We start from the raw sequence: 20,755 nt of genomic DNA, 5'->3' as shown, positions 1-20,755 counted from the left end.
TTTGAATATGGAATGCATACTTCTGCAGCGTGCAAAAGTATCCTTTTACAGAGGGAGAGTGTCAATTCACCGCGGGCCAGACTGCGGGTTTTTAGGGCTGGACTGCAGGATTCGCGGATGAACCGCAAAAACGGTGGCTGAACTGCAAGAAAGGATTGCTACATTAGTGTAGCAATCCAGGGGTATTTGAAGGGATCAGACGCGCGGGAACAGGGCGAAGATGATGTGGCCCATGGCGATGCCGGTGGCCAGGCCGCCGGTGATCTCGATCACGGTATGGCCCATCCGTTCGCGCAGCCATTTATGGTCCGTGGCATCCTTGGCCAGGCGGTTGATCGCCGCCGCTTGGCGGCCGACGTGCTGGCGCAGGCTGTTGGCGTCAATGATCACGATGAAACACAGCGCGACTGCCACGCCGAAGGCCGGATGCCCGATGCCCTCGCGCAGGGCGATCAGGGTGGCCATGCTGGAGACCACGGCACTGTGGTTGGATGGGAAGCCGCCATTCCCGACCAGGTTGAATGCCCATTTGCGGGCTTTGATACTGTTAATCAGGAATTTGATCGGACCGACAGTAATCCAGGTCAAGACAGGCGTCAGCAGGTAAGCGAGATCCATTTATAGCGTCCTAAGGTGCAATCCCCCATTATAATCGGCGCACTAACAATTATTAATAGCAAGCAAAAATGAAGCATTTCAGGATTTCGATTATTGTCACCATCGTCTTGATGGGGCTGGCCGGCTGGTGGGGCTATAACCATGGCGGCATGTCCGCTGCGATTACCGCGCTGTGGATTACCGGCGTCCTGGGGGTGATGGAAGTCTCCCTCTCGTTTGATAATGCCGTGGTCAATGCCTCGGTCCTCAAGAACTGGAACGCGTTCTGGCAGAAACTGTTCCTGACCGTCGGTATCCTGGTGGCCGTGTTCGGCATGCGGCTGATCTTCCCGCTGGCCATCGTGGCGGCGGCGACCGGGCTGGACATGCTGTCGGTGTGGGACATGGCGCTCAAGACGCCGGAAGAATACTCGCGCCACCTGCTGGGGGTGCATGAGGAAGTGGCAGCCTTTGGTGGCGCCTTCCTGCTGCTGGTTTTCCTGAACTTCCTGTTCGACGAAGAAAAGGACGTGCACTGGATCCACTGGTTCGAGGAAAAAGTGGGCAAATACGGCACCGAAAGCCTGGCCGTGCTGCTGACCCTGGTTGCCGTGGTGCTGTGCGTACAGATGGTGCCGGAAGCCAAGCGCTATACCGTGCTGTACTCGGGCGTGATCGGTACCGCGATTTACGTGGGCGTGGGCTGGATCAGCAGCCTGCTGGAAGAAGAAGGCCATGGCGAAGTGGGCAAGGCGGTGGCCGGCGGCTCGATCGGCGGCTTCCTCTACCTGGAAGTGCTGGATGCCTCGTTCTCCTTCGACGGCGTGATCGGCGCCTTTGCCATTACCAGCGACGTCGTGATCATCATGCTGGGCCTGGCCATTGGCGCGATGTACGTACGTTCGCTGACGGTGTACCTGGTGCACAAGGGCACGCTGGACGAGTTCATTTACCTCGAGCACGGCGCGCATTACGCAATCGGCATCCTGGCGCTGATCATGTTCGCCAGCGTGAAGTATCACATTCCGGAGTGGTTCACCGGCCTGTCCGGGGTGGCGTTCATTGCCGTGTCGCTGTGGTCTTCCCTCAAATACAAGAAATTACATCCTCAGGAGTCTTAATGGGTCGTGTGCTGGTGATTGTCGGTGGCCTGCTGGCCGCCGTGGCGCTGCTGTTTGCAGCGTATGTGTGGGTGGCGTTGAGCTATTCGTATTCGGAGGGCGAGCGCGCCGGTTATTTGCAGAAGTTTTCCAAACGCGGGTGGATTTGCAAGACCTGGGAGGGGGAGATTCTTCTGACCTCGATGCCGGGGGCGATTCCGGAGAAGTTCGAATTTACCGTGCGCGATGATGCTGTCGCGTCGCAGATCGCGGCGGCCGCGGGCAAGCGGGTGGTGCTGCATTATGCGCAGCATAAGGGGGTGCCGACTTCGTGCTTCGGCGATACGCAGTATTTTGTTGAGTCGGTGAACGTTCAGCCTTGAACCGGTACACCAGCCGGATGGCCGTCCCGCCTGACCCGCAGGGTCAGGCACCTGTGACGCGACGGCCGCTGGCCAGGTGTCTGACCCCGTGGGTCAGACACCGGTTTACCGGTTTAACGGCCGCGCCACACGGCGCCAGCAGTTTCCTTCAGCCGCCCAATCACATCGCGCGCCATGGTCTCCGAATGCTCGTCGGCCGGATGCGCCGCCTTATCTTCCATCGCACTCAGCATATTCTGCGCCGCATGCTGGCGGCGTGCCTCCTGCTCCAGTAGCTTCTTCTTCGACTCCACCATCGCCGCAGTTGTCGCCGTCACCCGGCGCTGCAATTCGGCATGCGCATGAACAGTATCGACCAGGGTCTTCTGCTCCGCCAGCTTGGCCCATTCCGCCTCATTGGCCGCCACCTCAGCCGCTTCACGCTGGCGCGCCACTTCCACCAACTGTTCCTCGGCATCCGCACGCGCCTTTGCGGCCGCGGCTGCCTTCTTCTCCAGCTCAACGCGCACTTCGATCGCCTTGGCCGCACGCACCTCGGCCGCATTGGCCGCACGCTGCTGCACCAGCTTCTGGTCGATCAGCGCCAGGGTCTCACGCTCCTTGGCCACGAACTCCAGCTCCGACTTGAGCAGCGACTCCTCCGCCGCAACGCGGGCCTGCTCGGCCTTGGTACGCTCAGCCTGCGCCTTGACCAGTTCACCTGCCAGCCGCGCCTGGGCAGCGGCAGCCTCGGCAGCAGCAGCCTTGTTGGCCGCATCAAATTCAACCTGCTCAGCCATTGCACGCACGGCCGAGGCTTCCTGCTCAGCCGCCACCTGCAAGCGGGCATCGGCAGCCGCCTTGCGCCGAGCTTCGGCAGCGCCGGCGCGTTCGGCATCGACCCGCGCCTTGGCCGCTGCGGTGGCCACTTCTTCAGCGGCGATACGGTCGTTCATCGCTGCCAGCGCGGCCTGTTCGGCCTCAGCGCGGCCGCGTTCAGCTTCCGCCAGGCGGGCATTGATGGCATCCAGCGCCGCCTGCTCTGCTTCGGCGCGGGCACGCTCGGCATCGGCCAGGCGCACAGCGGCGGCGGCTTTTTCCTGGGCCAGGGCATTGGCCTGTTCGGCGGCGGCCAGTTGCGCAGCGACGGCATCGCGCTCGATCTTCTCGGCCGAAGCCTGCTCCGCTGCCACGGCGACGGAGCGCGCTGACAGTTGCTGGCGTTCGGCTGCGATGGCGGCCGCCCGCTGGTGTTCCTCGGCTTCGATGCGGGCCTGCTCGGCAGCGGCCTGCTCGGCTTGTTCGCGCAGCTTGGCCTGCTCCAGCGCCAGCGCCTCCGCCTCCAGGCGGGCACGGGTTTCGAAATCGGCTTGCTGCTCGGCCTCGACGCGGGCCATGGCGATGGCGTGCAGCTGGCGGTCGGTGTCTACGCGGCGCTCGGTGGCGGCGATGATCTGCAGGTCGGCATCACGGCGGGCCTGGGCTGCGTCGGCGGCCATGGCTTCGACGCGTTCGCGGTGCAGGGCGGCGTCGCGGATTTCCTTTTCGGTCTGCAGGCGCAGGTGCAGCGACTGGGCGGCGCTGCGGTCGGATTCGGCCTTGGCCAAGGCGATCTGTTCACGCTCCTGCTCCAGGTGTGCCAAGGCGCGGGCTTCTTCCAGCGCGCGCACTTCGGCGGCGGCGCGCTTGAAAGCGGCCTCCAGGGCCACCTGGTCGGCACGCTCGCGCTGGCGGGTTGCTTCCAGGGCCTCGGCTTCGGCCTGGGCCAGTTGTTCGGCCGTCAGGCGGGCGGCGTGGGCCTGGCGTTCGCGCTCGCGTGCAATCGTGGTCATGCGGGCGTCGGCCGAGGCCACGCCCACCACTTCATCGCGGGCGGCTTGCACGGCGGCCGCACGTTCGGCGGCTTGCAGGCGGGCCTGCTCGGCTTGCGCGGCCAGTTCTTCGGCGGCCTTGCTGGCCAGTTCGGTCAGTTTGGCCTCTTCGGCCACCTGCTCGGCGGCGCGGCGGCGGCTTTCCTCTTCAGCCCTGGCGCGCTGTTCGGCGGCCAGGCGCACCTGGATGTCGGCATCGACGCGGGCGCGCAGTTCGGCGGTTTCCTGCTTGACGGCTTCCAGGCGGGCCACACTGGCGGATGCGGCGGCGCGCAGGGTTTCCAGGCGCTCCTTGTTAATCTTGATGGCTTCTTCAGCAGCTTCGGCGTTCTGCACCGCAGCAGCAGCAGCGGCTGATTCGAGGGCGGCGCGGTCTTCGGCCAGAGCGCGGGCGCGGGCCTCGGCCACGGCGCGCGATTCTGCGGCGCACTGGGCTTTCGCCTCGGCTTCGACGCGGGCGATGGCTTCGGTGATCGCCTTCAGCTCGGCTTTCTCATGCTCAGCACGGTCGCTGGCGACGGCGTCGGTATTTGGCGGCAGTTGTGCTTGCATGAGGGTCTCGCTTGGCTTTTGGGGTGATGTTGCCATTATCGATGAGTCCAACAGGGGCGAAGCTCTTGAGGAAAGCGGGGATTTCCCGGCAATTCTCGTTTTAAAACCGGTAAGCCCGCGACACGGACTTGCGCCAGCCGCGTGGCAGGTGTCAGACCCACAGGGTCTGACACCGGGTTACCGGTTTTTCAAACTGGCCAGAGGGGAGGCTCGTCCATCAGCGCGATTTGCTCGCGCAATTCGAGGATACGATCTTGCCAGTATCGTTGTGTATTAAACCACGGAAAAGCCACCGGGAACGCAGGATCGTCCCAACGCCGCGCCAGCCAGGCCGAGTAGTGGATAAGGCGCAACGTGCGCAGGGCTTCCACCAGGTACAACTCGCGCGGGTCGAACTCCCGCATGTCTTCGTACCCGGCCAGGATATCGCCCATCTGGCGCACCATGTCGCTCCGTTCGCCGGACAGCATCATCCACAGGTCCTGCACGGCCGGGCCCATGCGGGCGTCGTCGAAGTCGACGAAATGCGGCCCGGCATCAGTCCACAAAACATTGCCACCATGACAATCCCCGTGCAGGCGGATCAGCTCGACCTGCCCTGCCCGCTCATAGCAGCGCCGCACGCCGTCCAGTGCCTGGTCGACCACCGAGCGCCAGGGTGTCACGAGTTCCGGCGGCAGGAAGTCGTTGGCCAGCAGCCAGTCGCGCGGCTCTTCGCCAAAGGAGGCAATGTCCAGGGTCGGGCGGGTGGCGAACGGCCGCGCCGCCCCTGCCGCGTGAATGCGGCCGATGAAGCGGCCGGTCCACTCCAGCACCTTGGGATCGTCCATTTCCGGCGCACGGCCGCCGTGGCGCGGGAAGACGGCAAAGCGGAAACCCTCGAATTCATGCAGGGTGCGGCCATCGCGCGCCAGCGCCGGCACGGCCGGCACCTCGCGCTCCTGCAACTCCTGCACGAAGGCGTGCTCTTCGAGGATCTGCTCGCCGGTCCAGCGCCCCGGGCGGTAAAACTTGGCCACCACCGGCGGCCCCTCTTCCATGCCCACCTGGTAAACACGGTTTTCATAGGAATTCAGCGCCAGCAGGCGGCCATCGCCATACAGGCCGATGCTGGCCAGGGCGTCGAGTACCCGGTCCGGGCTCAATTCAAGGAATGGATGCGTCATTCTCGCTATTGTAAGGGCCAGGGCGTATACTGTCGCCCTTCGACCCAATATATAGAGCACCAAGCCATGCAACTCGACCAGCCATTGACCGACAAAGAATTCGACGAACTCGACAACTTCCTGCTGGGCGACCAGAGCCCGGAGGATTCCATGACGATGGACCACCTGCATGGCTACCTGACCGCCATCGCCATCGGCCCGGAACCGATTACCCCGGCCGAATGGCTGCCGAGCATCTGGGGCGAGGACCGCAAGCACGGTCCGAAGTTCAAGAACCCGAAGCAGGAAGAGCGCATCTACAACCTGATCACCCGCTTCATGAACGAAGTGCTGGTGACCTTTGAAGTGGCGCCGAAAGAATTCGAACCGCTGTTCGTCGAGCACGAACATGAAGGCAAGGTCCTGCTGAACGCCGAGGCCTGGTGCTGGGGCTTTTGGGAAGGCATGGAACTGCGCGAGGGGTCGTGGGACGAGATCTGGGATTCCGAAGCTGCTCCGCTGATGCGCCCGATCTACCTGCTGGGCGCCGACGAGATCAAGCCGGAAGAACTGCCGGAAGTGGAAGATCCGGTGAAAGCCCACCAACTGGCGCTGGACATCGAAGCCAACCTGCCGGCCATCCACAAATGGTGGGTGCCGCGCCGCAAGACCGGCGTGACCACCGTCAAGCACGAGGAGCCGAAAGTCGGCCGCAACGACGACTGCCCGTGCGGCAGCGGCAAGAAGTACAAGAAGTGCCACGGCGCCGAGCAATAAGCACGGAGAGCCCCATGAGCATTCCAGTCCTCGAAACTGTCGCCATCAGCGTTGACGCCCACATTGCCACCGTCCGTCTGAACCGGCCGGAAAAGCTGAACGCGATGAACCTGGCCATGTGGCACGACATCCGCAGCGCCTTCCGCTACGTTGACGACACGCCCGAGATCCGCGTCGCCGTGCTGGAAGGCGAAGGCAAGGCCTTCACGGCAGGCATCGACCTGCAAATGATGATGGGCCTGGGCCAGCAGATCCAGAACGACTGCGAGGGCCGCATGCGCGAATCGCTGCGCCGCATCATCCTCGATCTGCAGGACACCCTCACCAGCCTGGAACGCTGCCGCAAGCCGGTACTGGCGGCCGTGCATGGCGCCTGCGTGGGCGGCGGCATCGACCTGGTCACCTGCGCCGACATGCGCTACTGCTCGGCGGACGCCTGGTTCTCGATCAAGGAAATCGATATCGGCATGACGGCCGACGTGGGCACGCTGCAGCGCCTGCCGCGCCTGATCGGGGAAGGCATGGCGCGCGAACTGGCCTACACGGCGCGCAAGGTGGAGGCGGCGGAAGCCAGGGAAATCCGCCTGGTCAACCGCGTGTTCGAATCGCCGGAAGCGCTGCGCGAAGGCGTGCGCGCCATTGCCGCCGATATCGCCGCCAAGGCGCCGCTGGCCGTGCGGGGCGTGAAGGAAATGATCACCTACGCGCGCGACCACTCGATTGCCGACGGCCTCAATTACAACGCCACCTGGAACGCGGCCATGCTGATGTCGGCCGACCTGCAGGAAGCCATGATGTCCGGCATGGCCAAGCGCCCGCCCGCGTTCAAGGACTGACAAGTAACAACCAGCAAAATTTGTCCACCTGGGGTCAGGAACAAAGTGGACAAAAGTTGCTATACTCGCTCGCTATGCAAACCAGGCCCGATACCCAACGTTCCGGACTGCGCCACGGCAATCGCTTGTGGCGCTGGCTGTTGGCGTTGTGCACGATCGTGTTTGCATTGCAGTTGCTGGCGGCGTCCTCGCACAGCCACGACCTGGCCGACAAGCTGGATGACTGCGTGGCCTGCCAGATGGCCAGCCATTTCCCGGCCGACGTTCCTTCGACGCCGCCCGCCCTCCTGGCGGTCTTCCTGGCAGTCGCCTACTTCCTGGCGCGCCAGCCTTCGGCGCCAGCGGCAATTTCGCCCCAGCGCTACCTGATCCCCCAGCGGCAGGCGCCGCCCCATATCGCTTCGTGACCTGACCTCCCTGCCCGCTTGCGCGCAGGATTCCCTGTTACGTCCGCGGCATCGTGCCGCTACCCGATATGCCCATATTCCGCCGCACCCGCGTGACATCGCGGCGTGCCATCCATATTGCGCTGGCCGCCCTGCTGGCGGCCGCCTTGCTGACAGCGGTTTCCGCCGGCCTGCAGCACCGCCTCGCCCACGCCTGGAAGAAGGACGTGCGCGACGTCGCGCACGCGCATTCCTGCCTGGCTTACGATGCCGCCACGCTGGCCGAACGCCTGCCGGCCGCGCCACTCCTGCTGCCCCAGGCACAGGCGCCGGCACGCCCGCTGGCCTATGCCGAGCGGGCTTTGCCTGGCCGCCGCGCCGCACCGCCCTACCTCCCGCGCGGCCCGCCCGCCAACGCCTTGCCCTGACCAAGACCCGGCGCCGCCCAGTGCGGCGGCGCATTGATCAAGCAAGACGAGAAGATAAAAATGACGAAGAAAATCCGCCTGCGTGCCATCCCGGCTGCGCTGGCACTGCTCACCCTGTCGGTTCGTGCCGAAGAACCGCAATCCGTCGAAGTCGTGGGCCGCCGCGACTCCGGCAGCTACCTGGCCAGCGACGCGCTGGGCAGCAAGACCGACTTGCCGCTGCGTGAACTGCCGCAAGCCGTGCGCATCATGCCGCGCCAGGTACTGGACGACCTGGGCGCCCTGCGCATCGACGATGCCCTCGATTACGCTGGCGGCGTGTCGCGCCAGAACAGCTTTGGCGGCCTGTGGGACAACATCGCCATCCGCGGCCTGGCCGGGGACCCGAACAACGGCATGGCCCTGTTGCTGAATGGCTTTGCCGCCAACCGCGGCGGCATCAACGCGCCGCGCGACACGGCCGCCGTCGAACGCATCGAGTTCCTGAAAGGCCCGGTGGCGGCGCTGTACGGCGCCAGCGAACCTGGCGGCACGCTGAATATCGTCAGCAAACGGCCGCTCTGGCGGCCCGCCTACGCGCTCGATGCGGTGGCCGGCAGCTTCGGCCTGCGCCGCGCGGCCCTCGACGCCACCAGCCCGCTGGGCGAAGCGCTGGCCTGGCGCCTGAATGCTGCCAGCGAAAAGCGCGACAGTTTCCGCGACCATGTCCATTCACGCCGTACCCTGCTGGCGCCGGCGCTCAGCATCAAGGCCGGACCGGGCACGCGCCTCGAGTACCGCGGCGAATTGCTGCGCCATGTGGGCACGCTGGACCGCGGCATCGCAGCGGTCAACGATGAACTGGGCGCCGTGCCGCGCGGGCGCTTCCTCGGCGAACCGGGCGACGGCGATATCCGCATCTTCAACAGCACGCAGCAGCTGATGTTCGAGCATGTACTGTCGGACGCGTGGCAACTGCGCGGCGGCTTGCTGTGGAAGCGCGGCCTGCTCGATGGCTACTCCACTGAACCGGCCGCCGCCCTCAATGCAGACCAGCGCACGCTGCGCCGCCAGCGCCGCCTGCGCGATTACGGCTCCGACGACCTGGGCGGACACATGGAACTGGCGGGCAGTCCGGCGCCGGGCCATGAACTGCTGCTCGGCGCCGAAGCTTACCGCTTTGATTACGACCTGCGCATGTTCCGCGCCAGCCCGAGCGCCGCCGCGCCGTATGCGATCGACGTGCTGGCGCCCGTCTACGGCCAGCCGCTGCCGGTGCCAGCCCTGTTTACCGACACGCTGGAGAAGCAGCGCAACGTGGCGGTGTATGCGCAGGACACGCTGCGCCTCGGCCAGCACTGGCGCGTGGTGGCCGGCTTGCGGCACGACCGGCACGAGCAGACCCTGGCCAACCGGCGCAACGGCACGGTTGCGCGCCAGGAGCCGAACGCCACTTCCCCGCGCATCGGCGCCAGCTACCTCGCCACGCCGGCGTGGACGCTGTTTGCCAACTGGGGCAGCTCCTTCCGTCCCAACACGGGCAGCGACGCCAGCGGCTCCGCCTTCGCGCCCGAGCGCGGCAAGGCCAGCGAGGCGGGCCTGAAATGGGAGCAGGCAGGCGGCCGGCTCGGCGCCACCTTGGCCCTGTTCGACATCCGCAAACGCAATGCCCTCACCACCGATCCGCAGCAACCCGCCTATTCCGTGGCGGCTGGCGAGGTGCGCAGCCGGGGACTGGACTTCGACCTGGCCGGGCAACTGGGCCGCGCCTGGCGCGCCAATGCCAGCCTGTCCCTGATCGACGCCCAGGTGGTGCGCGACAACACGCTGGAAACGGGAGGCCGTTTGCTCAACGTGCCGCGCGTGAACGGCAGCCTGATGCTGATGTACGAAGGCGCGCTGGCCAACGGCGCCCGCTTCGGCGTTGGCGGCGGCGTGACGCACACGGGCCGCCGCCTGGGCGAAGCACGCACCCAGGCCCAGGCCAGCAGCGGTGCAGCGCCGTTCGATCTGCCGGCCTATACGGTGGCGCGCCTGGTCGCGCACTGGCACATCGCCCGCGGCCTGCGGCTGTCGCTCGATATCGACAACCTGTTCGACAAGACCTACTACACCAGTTCCTACCAGCGCACCTGGGTCGCGCCCGGAACGCCGCGTGCGGTCTCGCTGGGGCTGCAGGCTTCCTACTGATTGAAAGGAGAACACAGATGACCAAGATTGCACTTGAAGCGGTGGGCCTGACGGTCCGCTATGGCACGGCCAGCGTGCTTGACTGCCTCGACTTGCAGGTACGCCAGGGCGAGATCTACGCCCTGTTGGGCGGCAACGGCGCCGGCAAATCCACCACGCTGAACGCCTTCCTCGGCTTCGCCCGCCCGGCGGAGGGTTATGCCCGCGTGTGCGGCATCGATCCCGCGTTCGATCCGCTGGCGGCGCGCGCCAGCCTGGCCTATGTACCGGAGAACGTCGCCTTGTACGAACACCTGTCGGCACGCGAGAACCTCGATTACCTGCTGCGCGTGGGCGGCGCCGACGCCGCGCCCGCCATCATCGAGGCGGCGCTGGACGACGTCGGCCTGGACCCGGCGGCCTGGGACCGTCGTCTCGGCGGCTACTCCAAAGGCATGCGCCAGAAGGTTGCCATTGCATTGGCGGCGGCGCGCCTGGTGCCGGTACTGCTGCTGGACGAGCCGACGTCCGGCCTGGACCCGCATGCCACCAGCGAATTCAATGCCCTGCTGCTCAAGCTGCGCGAGCACGGCGTCACGGTGTTCATGGTGACGCACGACCTGCTAGGCGCTGCCGAAGTGGCAGACCGCATCGGCTTCCTGGACCGGGGCCGCATCGCCCATGAACTGGCCGCGCACGGGCCGCAGCGCTTCGATGTCCAGCAGTTGTTCCAGCGCTATGCCGATGCACGGAGGGCGGCATGAGGCCCGCGTTTGCCGGCACCGCCTGGCGCGTGGCATTGGAGGAATGGCGCGCCCTGCGGCGCAGCAGGGTCGCCGTTGCTGCGGCGGGCCTGCTGCTGGTGCTGACGCTGGCGGCCATCATGGTCAGCCTGGAACGCGCCCACAGTGTGGAAGCGCAGCGTGCCCGCCTGCAGCAGCAGGCCGACGAGCAGTGGAACAGCCAGCCGGACCGTCATCCGCACCGGGTGGTGCATTACGGGCACTACGTGTTCCGCCCGCTGACCGCCCTCGCCTTCTTCGACTTCGGCGTGGCGCCTTTCACCGGCAGCACGCTGTACCTGGAAGGGCACCGCCAGAACAGCGCCAACTTCAGCGACGCCGGCCAGTCTTCGCTGTTGCTGCGCTTCGGGCAATTGACGCCGGCCTTCGTGCTGCAGGTGCTGGCCCCTTTACTGCTGGTGTTCCTGGCGTTCGGCGCCCTGGCGCGCGAGCGCGAACGCGATCAACTGCGGCTGATGCTGGCGCATGGCGTCGGCGGCGGCGCGCTGGTGACGGGCAAGCTGGCGGCGCACGGCGCGTTGGCCCTCATGCTGGCGGCGCCGGCGCTGGCAGCCCTGCTGTTGATCGCTGCGGCCGATCCGCTGCTGGTGGCGCCGGCCGGCTGGCTGGCGCTGGGCTACGCCGCCTACCTGCTATCGTGGTCGGCTGCTGCGGTCTTGCTTTCCGCCCTGGCGCGGCGGGCGCGCGATGCGCTGCTCTTGCTGGTTGGCGCCTGGGCCCTGATGGCGGTGCTGCTGCCGCGCATGCTGCCCGACCTGGCTTCCAGCATGGTGCCGCGCCCTACCCGCATCGAAATGGAAGCGGCCGTCCACGCCGAACTGGCGCGCATCGGCGACAGCCATAACCCGGACGATCCCTACTTCCGCAGTTTCCGCGACAGCGTGCTGAAACGGTATGGCGTCAGCAAGGTCGAGGACCTGCCCGTCAACTACAAGGGGCTGGTGATCGAAGAAGGCGAGCGCCTGACCAGCGAGCTGTTTTTATCCAGCATGCAGCGCGACTTCGCACGCCAGGCCGCGCAAGGCAGCGTGCTGGATACGGCGGCGCTGGCGGTGCCGCTGCTGGCCCTGCGCAGCATGTCGGCGGCGCTGGCGGATACCGACCGGGCGGCGCATGAGCGCTTCCTTCTGGCCGGCGAGGACTATCGCTATCGCCTGATCCAGGCGCTGAACCGGCTGCACGCCGAAAAAGTGAAGTATCACGACGACCGCGCCCAGCGCATTTCGGCTGACTACTGGCGCGCACTGCCGCGCTACCGCCATCCCCCCTCGCCGCTGGAACGCACAGTCGCGCAGCGCGTATGGCCGGCGCTGGCCATCCTCGCCGGCTGGCTGGGGGCCGCCGCATTGCTGGCCGCCTGGGTCGCGCGCCGCCTGGAAAGGAATATCTGAATGAAGAACTGGAAATTTGAACTTCTGCTGTTGCTACGCTCGCGGCCTGCGGCTGCGGCGCTCGTGGTGCTGGCGCTCTTGTCCGCACTGTCGGTCTGGAACGGCATGCAGGCGATGGGCGCTCAGCGCGTCGCGCTGGAGCGGATCGCCGCCGTCCATGCCGCCGACCTTGCAGAACGGGCAGAACGCCAGCCTGCCGACGGCGATGCCGGGCTCACGGCCTACTACACGCCTCACCTGACCTTCGACCCGGCGTCACCGTTGGCCTTTGCCGCCATCGGGCAGCGCGACGTCCAGCCCTATGCGCTGCAGGTGCGCGCCCTTGGGCTGCAAGCGCAGCTCTATGAATCGGAAGCGATCAATCCCGAGCTGGCTGCGCCGGGACGATTCGACTTCGCCTTTGTGCTGGTCTACCTGGCGCCGCTGTTCATCATCGCCCTGATGCACGACATGGTCAGCGGCGAGCGCGAGGCCGGGCGCTTGCGCTTGCTGTCCTCCCTGCCCGGCAAGCCCGGCGCGCTGTGGCGGCGCCGCGTGCTGCTGCGCCTTGCCCTGCTTGCCGCGGCCCTGCTTGTGCCTTTGCTTGCCGGTGCGCTGCTGTCCGACGCCGCACCGGGTGAAACGGCCCTGATGGCGGGTGCTGCGCTGCTCTACCTTGTTTTCTGGTGCGGCGTGGCCGCCTGGGGCGCGACTGTGGCGCGTAACGCAGCAGCGGGCGCCGCGTTGCTGCTGGCCGCCTTCGTGCTGCTCGCATTGGTGCTGCCGACGGCAGTCAACGCCGCGCTGGAGCGGGCCATCCCGGTAGCGCAAGGCGCGGAACTGGCCCTGGCGCAGCGCCAGGCGGTGCATGCGGCATGGGACAAACCGAAGGAGGAGACGATGCAGCGCTTCTTCCGCACCCATCCTGAGTGGAAAAACACGGCGCCGCTGCCTGAAGGCTTCCATTGGAAGTGGTATTACGCCATGCACCAGGCCGGGGATGACATGGTTGCTGGGCAGGCAGCCCAGTACCGCAACGCACTGTGGTCGCGTGAAGAGTGGACGCGCAACGCGGCAATATTTCTGGCGGGAGTGAATGTGCAGGTGCTGCTGCATCGGCTGGCGGGAACCGATATGCAGGCCCGCATGGCCTACCAGGATCGCGTGGCCGCCTACCATGAGCGGGTGCGACGCCACTTCTATCCTTACGTATTTGACGAGAAGCCGTTCGGCGCGGCGGACTTTACACGGTTGCCAGTGTTTGTCCCGGCGCCGGGCGCCGGCTTTCCGCCTGCCCTGCTGGCCTGCGCGCTGGCCCTGCTGGCGGGCGCCGCGCTGGCGCTCGGGCTGCGCAGCACAGCTCGTGTCACACTTGGGGTGTGACCCCATGGTGTGACACGGGCTCGGCTGATTAGAGCTTGATGAAGTTCTCGCGGTAGTACTTGAGCTCTTCGATCGATTCGATGATGTCGGCCAGGGCGGTGTGCTTCTGGGCTTTCTTGAAGCCGGCGACCATTTCCGGTTTCCAGCGGCGGCCCAGCTCCTTCAGGGTCGACACGTCGATATTGCGGTAGTGGAAGAAGGCCTCCAGCTTGGGCATGTACTTGACCATGAAGCGGCGGTCCTGGCCGATGGTGTTGCCGCACATCGGGGATTTGCCGTTCGGGACCCATTGGCGCATGAAGGCGATGAATTCGGCTTCGGCCTGGGCTTCGGTCACGGTCGACGCTTTCACGCGGTCGATCAGGCCGGAGCGGCCGTGGGTGCCTTTGTTCCAGGCGTCCATCTTGTCCAGCGTTTCGTCCGACTGGTGGATCGCCAGCACCGGGCCTTCGGCCAGCACGTTCAGGTGCATGTCGGTGACCACCATTGCCACTTCGATAATGCGGTCGGTCTCAGGCTCCAAGCCGGTCATCTCCATGTCGACCCACACCAGGTTCATTTCATTCGGGCGCTGCGGGGTGACCGGGGTTGCTGGGGTGTCGTTCGCTTGTGACATAATTCTCTCTAAGACAATATAGGGCAGGTTAATCCGCCATTTTCTCACAGGCACAGAATGTATTCACACGCGTTTTCGTATTTGTTCATTGCATTTTTAACATCAACTCTGGTGGTGCGATTCTGGCTCGCTTCGCGCCACATCCGCCATGTGCTGCAAAACCGCGCCGCCGTGCCAGCCGATTTCGCGGAAAAAATCCCGCTCGCGGCCCACCAGAAAGCCGCCGACTACACCATCGAGCGCACCAGGCTGGGACTGCTGAACATGATGCTGTCCAGCATCATGCTGATCTGCCTTACCTTGCTGGGCGGCCTGCAATGGCTCTCGGCCACCTTGTTCAATGCCACCGGCGGCGGCATGGCTTACCAGCTTGGCCTGATCGTTGCCGTCTGCGTCATCTCAGGCCTGGTCGACCTGCCGCTCGACTACTACCGCCAGTTCAAGCTGGAGGAACGCTTCGGCTTCAACAAGATGAGCAAGCGCCTGTTCTTCATCGACCTGCTCAAGGGTGTCGGCGTCGCTGGCGTGATCGGCTTGCCGCTGGTGTGGGTCATCCTGGTGCTGATGGAAAAATCGGGCAGCCTGTGGTGGCTGTACGCCTGGTTCGTGTGGTGCGGCTTCCAGCTGCTGGTGATGGCGCTCTACCCGAACCTGATCGCTCCGCTGTTCAACAAGTTCACGCCGCTGGCCGACGAATCGCTGAAGCAGCGCATCGAGGGCTTGATGGCGCGCGTCGGCTTTGCCTCCAAGGGCCTGTTCGTGATGGACGGGTCCAAGCGCAGCGCGCATGGCAATGCTTACTTCTCCGGCTTCGGCGCGGCCAAGCGCATCGTGTTCTACGACACCCTGGTGTCCAGCCTGTCGCCTCAGGAAGTCGAGGCGGTGCTGGCGCACGAGCTGGGCCACTTCAAGCTGAAACACATCATCAAGCGCATCGTGGTGATGTTCGGCTTGTCATTGGGTTTCCTCGCACTGCTTGGCTACCTGAAAGGCCAGCTCTGGTTCTACACCGGCCTGGGCGTGAATCCGATCATCGTGCCCGGCCAGTCCAACGACGCACTGGCACTGCTGCTGTTCATGCTGGTGCTGCCGGTATTTACCTTCCTGTTTGGCCCGCTGACTTCGCTCAGCTCGCGCAAGCACGAGTTCGAGGCCGATGCTTTCGCCGCCAGGCATACCGATGCGCGCGACCTGGTGTCGGCCCTGGTCAAGATGTACGAGGACAATGCGTCAACCCTGACGCCTGACCCGCTGCATTCGGCCTTCTACGATTCGCACCCGCCCGCCAGCGTGCGGATTCGTCAACTCAACCTGGCGGCATCTCAATGACAGCGAATATCCACACCGCGGCCGATTTGCGCGCGCTGCGCTGCAGCCACCAGACGCAGGCCCTGGACGCCCCTGAGGCGCTGCGCCTGGTCCAGTTGTTGGATGGCTGGAGCATGGCCAGCGGCAAGCTGGTGAACACTTTCGGCTTCAACAACTACTACGAGACGATGGCTTTCGTGAATGCGCTGGCCTATATTTCCCACCGCGAAGATCATCACCCCGAAATGGTGGTGGGCTACAAGACCTGCCAGGTGCGCTACGACACGCACTCGGTCAACGGCTTGTCGATCAACGATTTCATTTGCGCCGCCAAGGCCGATGCACTGGGCCAGGCATGAGCAAGGGGACCAAACGCACCGGCACCATCATCGCAGCCCACGGCCGCCACTACCTGGCCGAAGCGGACGGCCAGCGCCTGCAGTGCGTCACGCGCGGCAAGAAGACCAATGTGGCGGTCGGCGACATCGTTGACCTGACCCTGACTTCGCCCGACCAGGCGGTGATCGACAAGATCCAGGAGCGCAAGACGCTGCTGTACCGCTCCGACCAGTACAAGTCCAAGCTGCTGGCCGCCAATGTCGACCAACTGTTCATCGTGGTCGCAACGGAACCAAGCTTCTCGGACGACCTGGTGTCGCGCGCCCTGGTGGCTGCGGAGGCGGCCGGCATTCACGTGCGCCTGCTGCTGAACAAGGTTGACGTGACCGACATGCTGGAACACGCGCGCAAGCGCCTGCAGGTCTATTCGGCGATGGGCTACGAAGTGATCGAAGTCTCGGCCACCGGCCAGCCCGAGCAGACTGGCGCAACGCTGGCGCCGCTGCTGCAAGGTCATTCCTCGATTCTGATCGGCCAGTCAGGCATGGGCAAGTCTTCGCTGATCAACATCCTGGTGCCGGACGCCGATATCGCCACGCGAGAAATCAGCGAGGCGCTCGACACCGGCAAGCACACCACCACCTTCACCCGCCTGTACCATGTGGGCCCGGATTCAAGCGTGATCGATTCGCCTGGCTTCCAGGAGTTCGGGCTTTACCACCTGAGCGAAGGCATGCTGGAACGGGCCTTCCGCGATTTCCAGCCCTATCTCGGCGGCTGCCGGTTCTATAACTGCCGCCACCTGAGCGAGCCGCAATGCGCGGTGCTGGAGGCCGTCAACGAAGGCAAGATCGCGAAAATGCGGCATACGCTGTACGGCCAGTTGTTGCACGAGTCCTCGCAGACGCTCTATTGACGGGACGCCAATGCAGCTTCTGTTTGCCGATGACGATGCCGTTGCGCACTGGGAGCTCGAATTGCTGCCCTTGCGCGGCATTGCGCGGCTTCCGGTGCTGCTCCCCTTGGCCTGGCATTTGCGCCAGCGCGACGGCAAGCGCGCGCAGGAACTGGCGCGCGAAGCAGCCGCCCTGCTGCCCCTGGCTCACCTGCCGGGCCATGCACGCGCTTCGCTCGAAGCGCGACTGCACCTGGTCGACGGCGAAATCCGCTGGCTGCTTGGCGAGCTCGATGCCGCCGCCAGCCTCGCTTCGCGCGCGCTGGAGGTGTTCGAAGCACAAAACGACAATATCGGCCGGGCCGACGCCCATTGGCTGAAGGCCTGGATCTCGGTCGACCGCGGCAACCATGGCCAGCGCGATGCTGAACTGGAAGCCTGTTCCAACGCAGCCCATGCGGCGCCCGACGAGCAGCGCGCCACCATTGCGGATGCTGTGCAGGCGCGTTGGGCGGCATTGCGCGACCTGCACGCCGCGACAGAGCGCTGGGGCGAGCGTTTCAACATGTCGGTGGAAGCGCCGCCCAGCATCGAATGCTGGATCAACGACTTTTTCGCCATCGCGGCCAGCCAGGCCGGCGATATCGGCAATTCGGCCAGCTTCTACATCCGCAGCTATGAAGCCGCGCTGCAAACGGGGCAGATTCGCGCAGCCGCCACGGCCGCCATCAATATCGCGGAGAAATTCTCGCAACTGAACGACCACCACTCCGGCCTGGAGTGGATGCAGCGCGCCATGGACCTGGCCAAACCTACCGGTTGGCCGCGCAGCATCGGCTCCTGCCTGGTGCACACGGCCGACATCGTGCGCCGCCTTGGCCGCCTTGGCGCGGCGGAAGAGCTGCTGCGCGAGGCGCTGGTAATCCTGGCGCCGCAAGCGAACGGCCGCACCTACGCCATCGCCTTGCAGCACTTGGGCGAACTGTGCCTGGACAAGAAGGATTACGGCGAAGCGCTGGATGCTTTCCAGCGGCTGTCTGAGCGCGCGGAAGCCTTGCAGCAGGGCGACTTCAAGATCGTAGCGCTGCGCGGCCAGGCCCATGCCCTGTGCTTCCTCAATCGTTCGCTGGAAGCACTGGACATGGCGCTGATGGCGGTGGAACGCGCATCGCGCCACCATAATGCCTTCCACCACGTGGCGGCACTGCGGGTGCTGGCCCTGATCCACGGCCAGCTCCAGCTGTCCGCGCCGCCCGGCATGCAGGCGCCCAACGCCCGACTGCATTACCTGCACCAGGCCCTGGAAGCGGCACAGACCATCAAAGGCTACACAGTGCCGGGCGACCTGTATGACGCACTGGGCGCCGAGTACGCGCGCCTGGGCGATTTCGGCCGTGCTTACGAAATGGCGACCGCCGCCAGCGCCGCGCGCGAAAAGACCCACACGCTGGACGCCACCAGCCGCGCCATCGCCATGCAGGTGCACCACCAGACGGAACAGGCGCGTGCGGAAGGCCTGCATCATCGCGAACTGGCAATGTCCGAAGCGCGCCGCGCCGAAGTGCTGCAGCAAACCACCAAGCTGCTGGAGCGGCTATCGGCCATCGGTCAGGAAATCACCACCCACCTCGACGCCGGCGCCGTATTCCAGGCCCTGGACCGCCACACCCACGCCCTGCTGTCGGCCAATACCTTCGCGGTCTACCTGGTCGATCCGGCCGGCCGCCAGCTGGAACGTGCCTTCGGCGTGGAAGCCGGCCAGGCCCTGCCCCGCAACGCAATCCCGCTCGACCACCCCACCGCCTACACCGCGCAATGCCTGCGCGAGCGGCGCGAGGTGTACATCGACCAGATCCCGCCCGAGCGCGACAGCACGGTCACGCCCGGCACGGCAGCCAGCCGCAGCGCCCTGTACGTGCCGTTGCTGGTGGGCGAGCGGGCGCTGGGCGTAATGACGGCGCAAGCCATGCATGCCAATGCCTATGGCGAACGGGAACGGCTGATTTTCCGCACCCTGTGCGCCTACGGCGCCATCGCGCTCGACAACGCCCTTGCCTACCGGCAGCTGCAGGAAGCCCAGTCGCAGCTGGTGTCGCAGCAAAAGCTGGCGGCGCTGGGCGCGCTGATGGCAGGCGTGGCGCATGAACTGAATACGCCGATCGGCAACAGCCTGCTGATTGCCAGCACGCTGGAACAGAAAACCACCGAACTGGAAGAAGTGGTCAATGGCCGGGGGCTGCGCAAATCCGAGCTGCTGGCCTACATCGACGACGCGCGCAAGGCTTCCACCCTGGTCATGCGCGGCCTGCACAGCGCGGCCGACCTGGTGTCAAGCTTCAAGCAGGTGGCGGTGGACCGCACCACCGAGCAGCGGCGCATTTTCAACCTGCAGCAGGTGACGCATGAAGTGGTGGCGACAGTGATGAACCGCATCCGCAAGGAAGGCCACACGATCGCATTCGAGGTGCCGGAGCTGATCATGCTGGACAGCTATCCCGGCCCCTTCGGCCAGGTCATCACGAACCTGATCAACAACGCCTTGCTGCATGCCTTCGACGGCCGCGAAGGGGGCCAGCTGCACCTGCTGGCGACCACGCCGATGGAAGGCCGCGTGCTAATATCGTTCAGTGACGACGGCAGCGGCATCGCGCCGGAGAACCAGACGCGCATCTTCGACCCGTTTTTCACCACCAAACTGGGACAGGGCGGCTCGGGGCTGGGGTTATCAATCAGTTACAACATCGTCACTTCCCTGCTGGGCGGCCAGATCGCCGTCGACAGCAGCAGCGCAGGCACCACCTTCACGCTGGACCTGCCGATATCGGCGCCAAGGCATGACCCCGAACGCCCGGCCACGATTTATTGAAATGCCCGTATAATCTTTAGTCCACCGCAGCAAAACTTTGCAAAGATGTCTATACCACCTAAAAGCATCAAGCACTATCTCCAGTTCAAGGACCTGACCCTGGAGGAGTACGAATATGTGATCGCCCGCGCAGCGGAAATCAAGCGCAAATTCAAGGCCTACGAGATTTACCACCCGCTGATCGACCGCACCCTGGTCATGGTGTTCGACAAGAATTCGACCCGTACCCGCCTGTCTTTCGAGGCCGGCATGCACCAGCTGGGCGGCGCAGCGATCTACCTGAATACCCGCGATTCCCAGCTGGGCCGCGGCGAGCCGGTGGAAGACGCGGGCCAGGTCATGTCCCGCATGTGCGACATCATCATGGTGCGCACCTTCGGCCAGGACATCATCGAACGTTTCGCAGCGCATTCGCGCGTGCCGGTGATTAACGGCCTGACCAACGAACATCATCCATGCCAGGTATTTGCCGACATCTTCACCTATATCGAGCATCGCGGCTCGATCAAGGGCAAGGTCGTGGCCTGGGTGGGCGACGCCAACAACATGCTCTACTCCTGGCTGCAGGCGGCCGAAGTGTTCGGCTTCCACGTCAATGTCTCCACGCCGCACGGCTACGACATGGACATGTCGCTGGTATCGACCGACCGCTACACCTTCTTCGCCAACCCGTCCGACGCCTGCGAAGGCGCAGACCTGGTCAACACCGACGTGTGGACCTCGATGGGCTACGAAGAAGAAAACGCCGCCCGCCTGAAGGCCTTCGACGGCTGGATCGTCGATGCCGCCAAGATGTCCCGCGCCAAGCCGGACGCCCTGTTCATGCACTGCCTGCCGGCCCACCGCGGCGAGGAAGTCTCCGCCGACGTCATTGACGGCCCGCAATCCGTGGTCTGGGACGAAGCCGAGAACCGCCTGCACGTACAGAAGGCCCTGATCGAATATTTGCTGCTGGGCAAGATTGCTCGATAAA

Annotated in this window: 19 protein-coding genes; 15 read left to right on the top strand and 4 right to left on the bottom strand. The window is 65.1% G+C overall.

The window, feature by feature from the left end; all coding sequences use genetic code 11:
* Positions 1 to 195 precede the first annotated feature (195 nt).
* Positions 196 to 618, bottom strand: coding sequence for a divergent PAP2 family protein (locus ACN9MU_RS11625; RefSeq protein ID WP_426170755.1), 423 nt, complete (start codon positions 616 to 618; stop codon positions 196 to 198).
* A 68-nt stretch (positions 619 to 686) separates the two neighbouring features.
* Here ACN9MU_RS11625 and ACN9MU_RS11620 point away from each other — a divergent pair, with 68 nt between their 5' ends.
* Together ACN9MU_RS11620 and ACN9MU_RS11615 are read left to right on the top strand one after the other, a co-directional pair.
* The gene (locus ACN9MU_RS11620; protein ID WP_426170754.1) at positions 687 to 1,718 is read left to right on the top strand and encodes a DUF475 domain-containing protein; all 1,032 of its coding nucleotides are present in this window, start codon (positions 687 to 689) and stop codon (positions 1,716 to 1,718) included.
* Entirely contained in the window at positions 1,718 to 2,080 is a 363-nt protein-coding gene (locus ACN9MU_RS11615) for a hypothetical protein (RefSeq protein WP_426344617.1), read from the top strand. The genes ACN9MU_RS11620 and ACN9MU_RS11615 overlap by 1 nt, the downstream gene beginning before the upstream one ends.
* Positions 2,081 to 2,193: 113 nt before the next feature.
* Here ACN9MU_RS11615 and ACN9MU_RS11610 read toward each other — a convergent pair whose 3' ends face one another.
* Together ACN9MU_RS11610 and ACN9MU_RS11605 are read right to left on the bottom strand one after the other, a co-directional pair.
* Positions 2,194 to 4,482 (bottom strand): hypothetical protein, encoded by a 2,289-nt coding sequence (locus ACN9MU_RS11610; RefSeq protein WP_426344616.1) that lies wholly within the window; start codon positions 4,480 to 4,482, stop codon positions 2,194 to 2,196.
* Positions 4,483 to 4,670: 188 nt separating this feature from the next.
* Complete coding sequence (locus ACN9MU_RS11605) at positions 4,671 to 5,648, bottom strand: serine/threonine protein kinase (RefSeq protein WP_426337357.1); 978 nt, start codon at positions 5,646 to 5,648, stop codon at positions 4,671 to 4,673.
* 66 nt (positions 5,649 to 5,714) lie between these two features.
* Between ACN9MU_RS11605 and ACN9MU_RS11600 the strand changes: the two genes are divergently transcribed.
* The 8 genes from ACN9MU_RS11600 (at position 5,715) to ACN9MU_RS11565 (ending at position 13,758) form a co-directional block, all read left to right on the top strand.
* Positions 5,715 to 6,404, top strand: a complete 690-nt coding sequence (locus tag ACN9MU_RS11600; protein ID WP_426170748.1) for a UPF0149 family protein — start codon at positions 5,715 to 5,717, stop codon at positions 6,402 to 6,404.
* Positions 6,405 to 6,418: 14 nt separating this feature from the next.
* Complete coding sequence (locus tag ACN9MU_RS11595; RefSeq protein ID WP_426322481.1) at positions 6,419 to 7,240, top strand: crotonase/enoyl-CoA hydratase family protein; 822 nt, start codon at positions 6,419 to 6,421, stop codon at positions 7,238 to 7,240.
* Between the two features lie 74 nt (positions 7,241 to 7,314).
* A complete protein-coding gene (locus ACN9MU_RS11590) occupies positions 7,315 to 7,647 on the top strand; it encodes a hypothetical protein (RefSeq protein ID WP_426344615.1) in 333 nt (110 codons plus the stop codon).
* A gap of 68 nt (positions 7,648 to 7,715) precedes the next feature.
* Positions 7,716 to 8,054, top strand: a complete 339-nt coding sequence (locus ACN9MU_RS11585) for a hypothetical protein (protein WP_426170743.1) — start codon at positions 7,716 to 7,718, stop codon at positions 8,052 to 8,054.
* Positions 8,055 to 8,114: 60 nt separating this feature from the next.
* Positions 8,115 to 10,223: a TonB-dependent siderophore receptor gene (locus ACN9MU_RS11580; protein ID WP_426344614.1), complete on the top strand. Its 2,109-nt coding sequence runs from the start codon at positions 8,115 to 8,117 to the stop codon at positions 10,221 to 10,223.
* A gap of 17 nt (positions 10,224 to 10,240) precedes the next feature.
* Positions 10,241 to 10,966, top strand: a complete 726-nt coding sequence (locus tag ACN9MU_RS11575) for an ABC transporter ATP-binding protein (RefSeq protein WP_426344613.1) — start codon at positions 10,241 to 10,243, stop codon at positions 10,964 to 10,966.
* Positions 10,963 to 12,396, top strand: a complete 1,434-nt coding sequence (locus ACN9MU_RS11570; protein ID WP_426344612.1) for a DUF3526 domain-containing protein — start codon at positions 10,963 to 10,965, stop codon at positions 12,394 to 12,396. The genes ACN9MU_RS11575 and ACN9MU_RS11570 overlap by 4 nt, the downstream gene beginning before the upstream one ends.
* Positions 12,397 to 13,758 carry a DUF3526 domain-containing protein gene (locus tag ACN9MU_RS11565; RefSeq protein WP_426322474.1) on the top strand — a complete coding sequence of 454 codons (1,362 nt, stop codon included), beginning with the start codon at positions 12,397 to 12,399 and terminating at the stop codon, positions 13,756 to 13,758.
* Between the two features lie 28 nt (positions 13,759 to 13,786).
* Here the strand turns inward: ACN9MU_RS11565 and orn are convergent, their stop codons facing one another.
* Positions 13,787 to 14,374, bottom strand: coding sequence for an oligoribonuclease (orn, locus tag ACN9MU_RS11560; RefSeq protein WP_426170736.1), 588 nt, complete (start codon positions 14,372 to 14,374; stop codon positions 13,787 to 13,789).
* Between the two features lie 57 nt (positions 14,375 to 14,431).
* Between orn and ACN9MU_RS11555 the strand changes: the two genes are divergently transcribed.
* The 5 genes from ACN9MU_RS11555 to argF are packed head-to-tail and all read left to right on the top strand — an operon-like array spanning position 14,432 to position 20,754.
* Entirely contained in the window at positions 14,432 to 15,703 is a 1,272-nt protein-coding gene (locus tag ACN9MU_RS11555) for a M48 family metallopeptidase (protein ID WP_426170734.1), read from the top strand.
* On the top strand, positions 15,700 to 16,041 hold the full coding sequence (locus ACN9MU_RS11550; protein ID WP_426170732.1) for a 4a-hydroxytetrahydrobiopterin dehydratase: 342 nt from the start codon (positions 15,700 to 15,702) through the stop codon (positions 16,039 to 16,041). The genes ACN9MU_RS11555 and ACN9MU_RS11550 overlap by 4 nt, the downstream gene beginning before the upstream one ends.
* The gene (rsgA, locus tag ACN9MU_RS11545; protein WP_426170731.1) at positions 16,038 to 16,937 is read left to right on the top strand and encodes a ribosome small subunit-dependent GTPase A; all 900 of its coding nucleotides are present in this window, start codon (positions 16,038 to 16,040) and stop codon (positions 16,935 to 16,937) included. Before ACN9MU_RS11550 ends, rsgA begins: the two co-directional genes overlap by 4 nt.
* Positions 16,938 to 16,947: 10 nt before the next feature.
* A complete protein-coding gene (locus tag ACN9MU_RS11540; RefSeq protein WP_426322469.1) occupies positions 16,948 to 19,782 on the top strand; it encodes an ATP-binding protein in 2,835 nt (944 codons plus the stop codon).
* 45 nt (positions 19,783 to 19,827) lie between these two features.
* A complete protein-coding gene (gene argF, locus ACN9MU_RS11535; RefSeq protein ID WP_426344611.1) occupies positions 19,828 to 20,754 on the top strand; it encodes an ornithine carbamoyltransferase in 927 nt (308 codons plus the stop codon).
* The last annotated feature ends 1 nt before the right edge of the window (position 20,755 follow it).

Source organism: Pseudoduganella sp. R-32 (assembly GCF_049913245.1).
Classification (GTDB): Bacteria; Pseudomonadota; Gammaproteobacteria; order Burkholderiales; family Burkholderiaceae_D; genus Rugamonas.
This window is presented reverse-complemented; position numbering and strand designations above follow the sequence as displayed.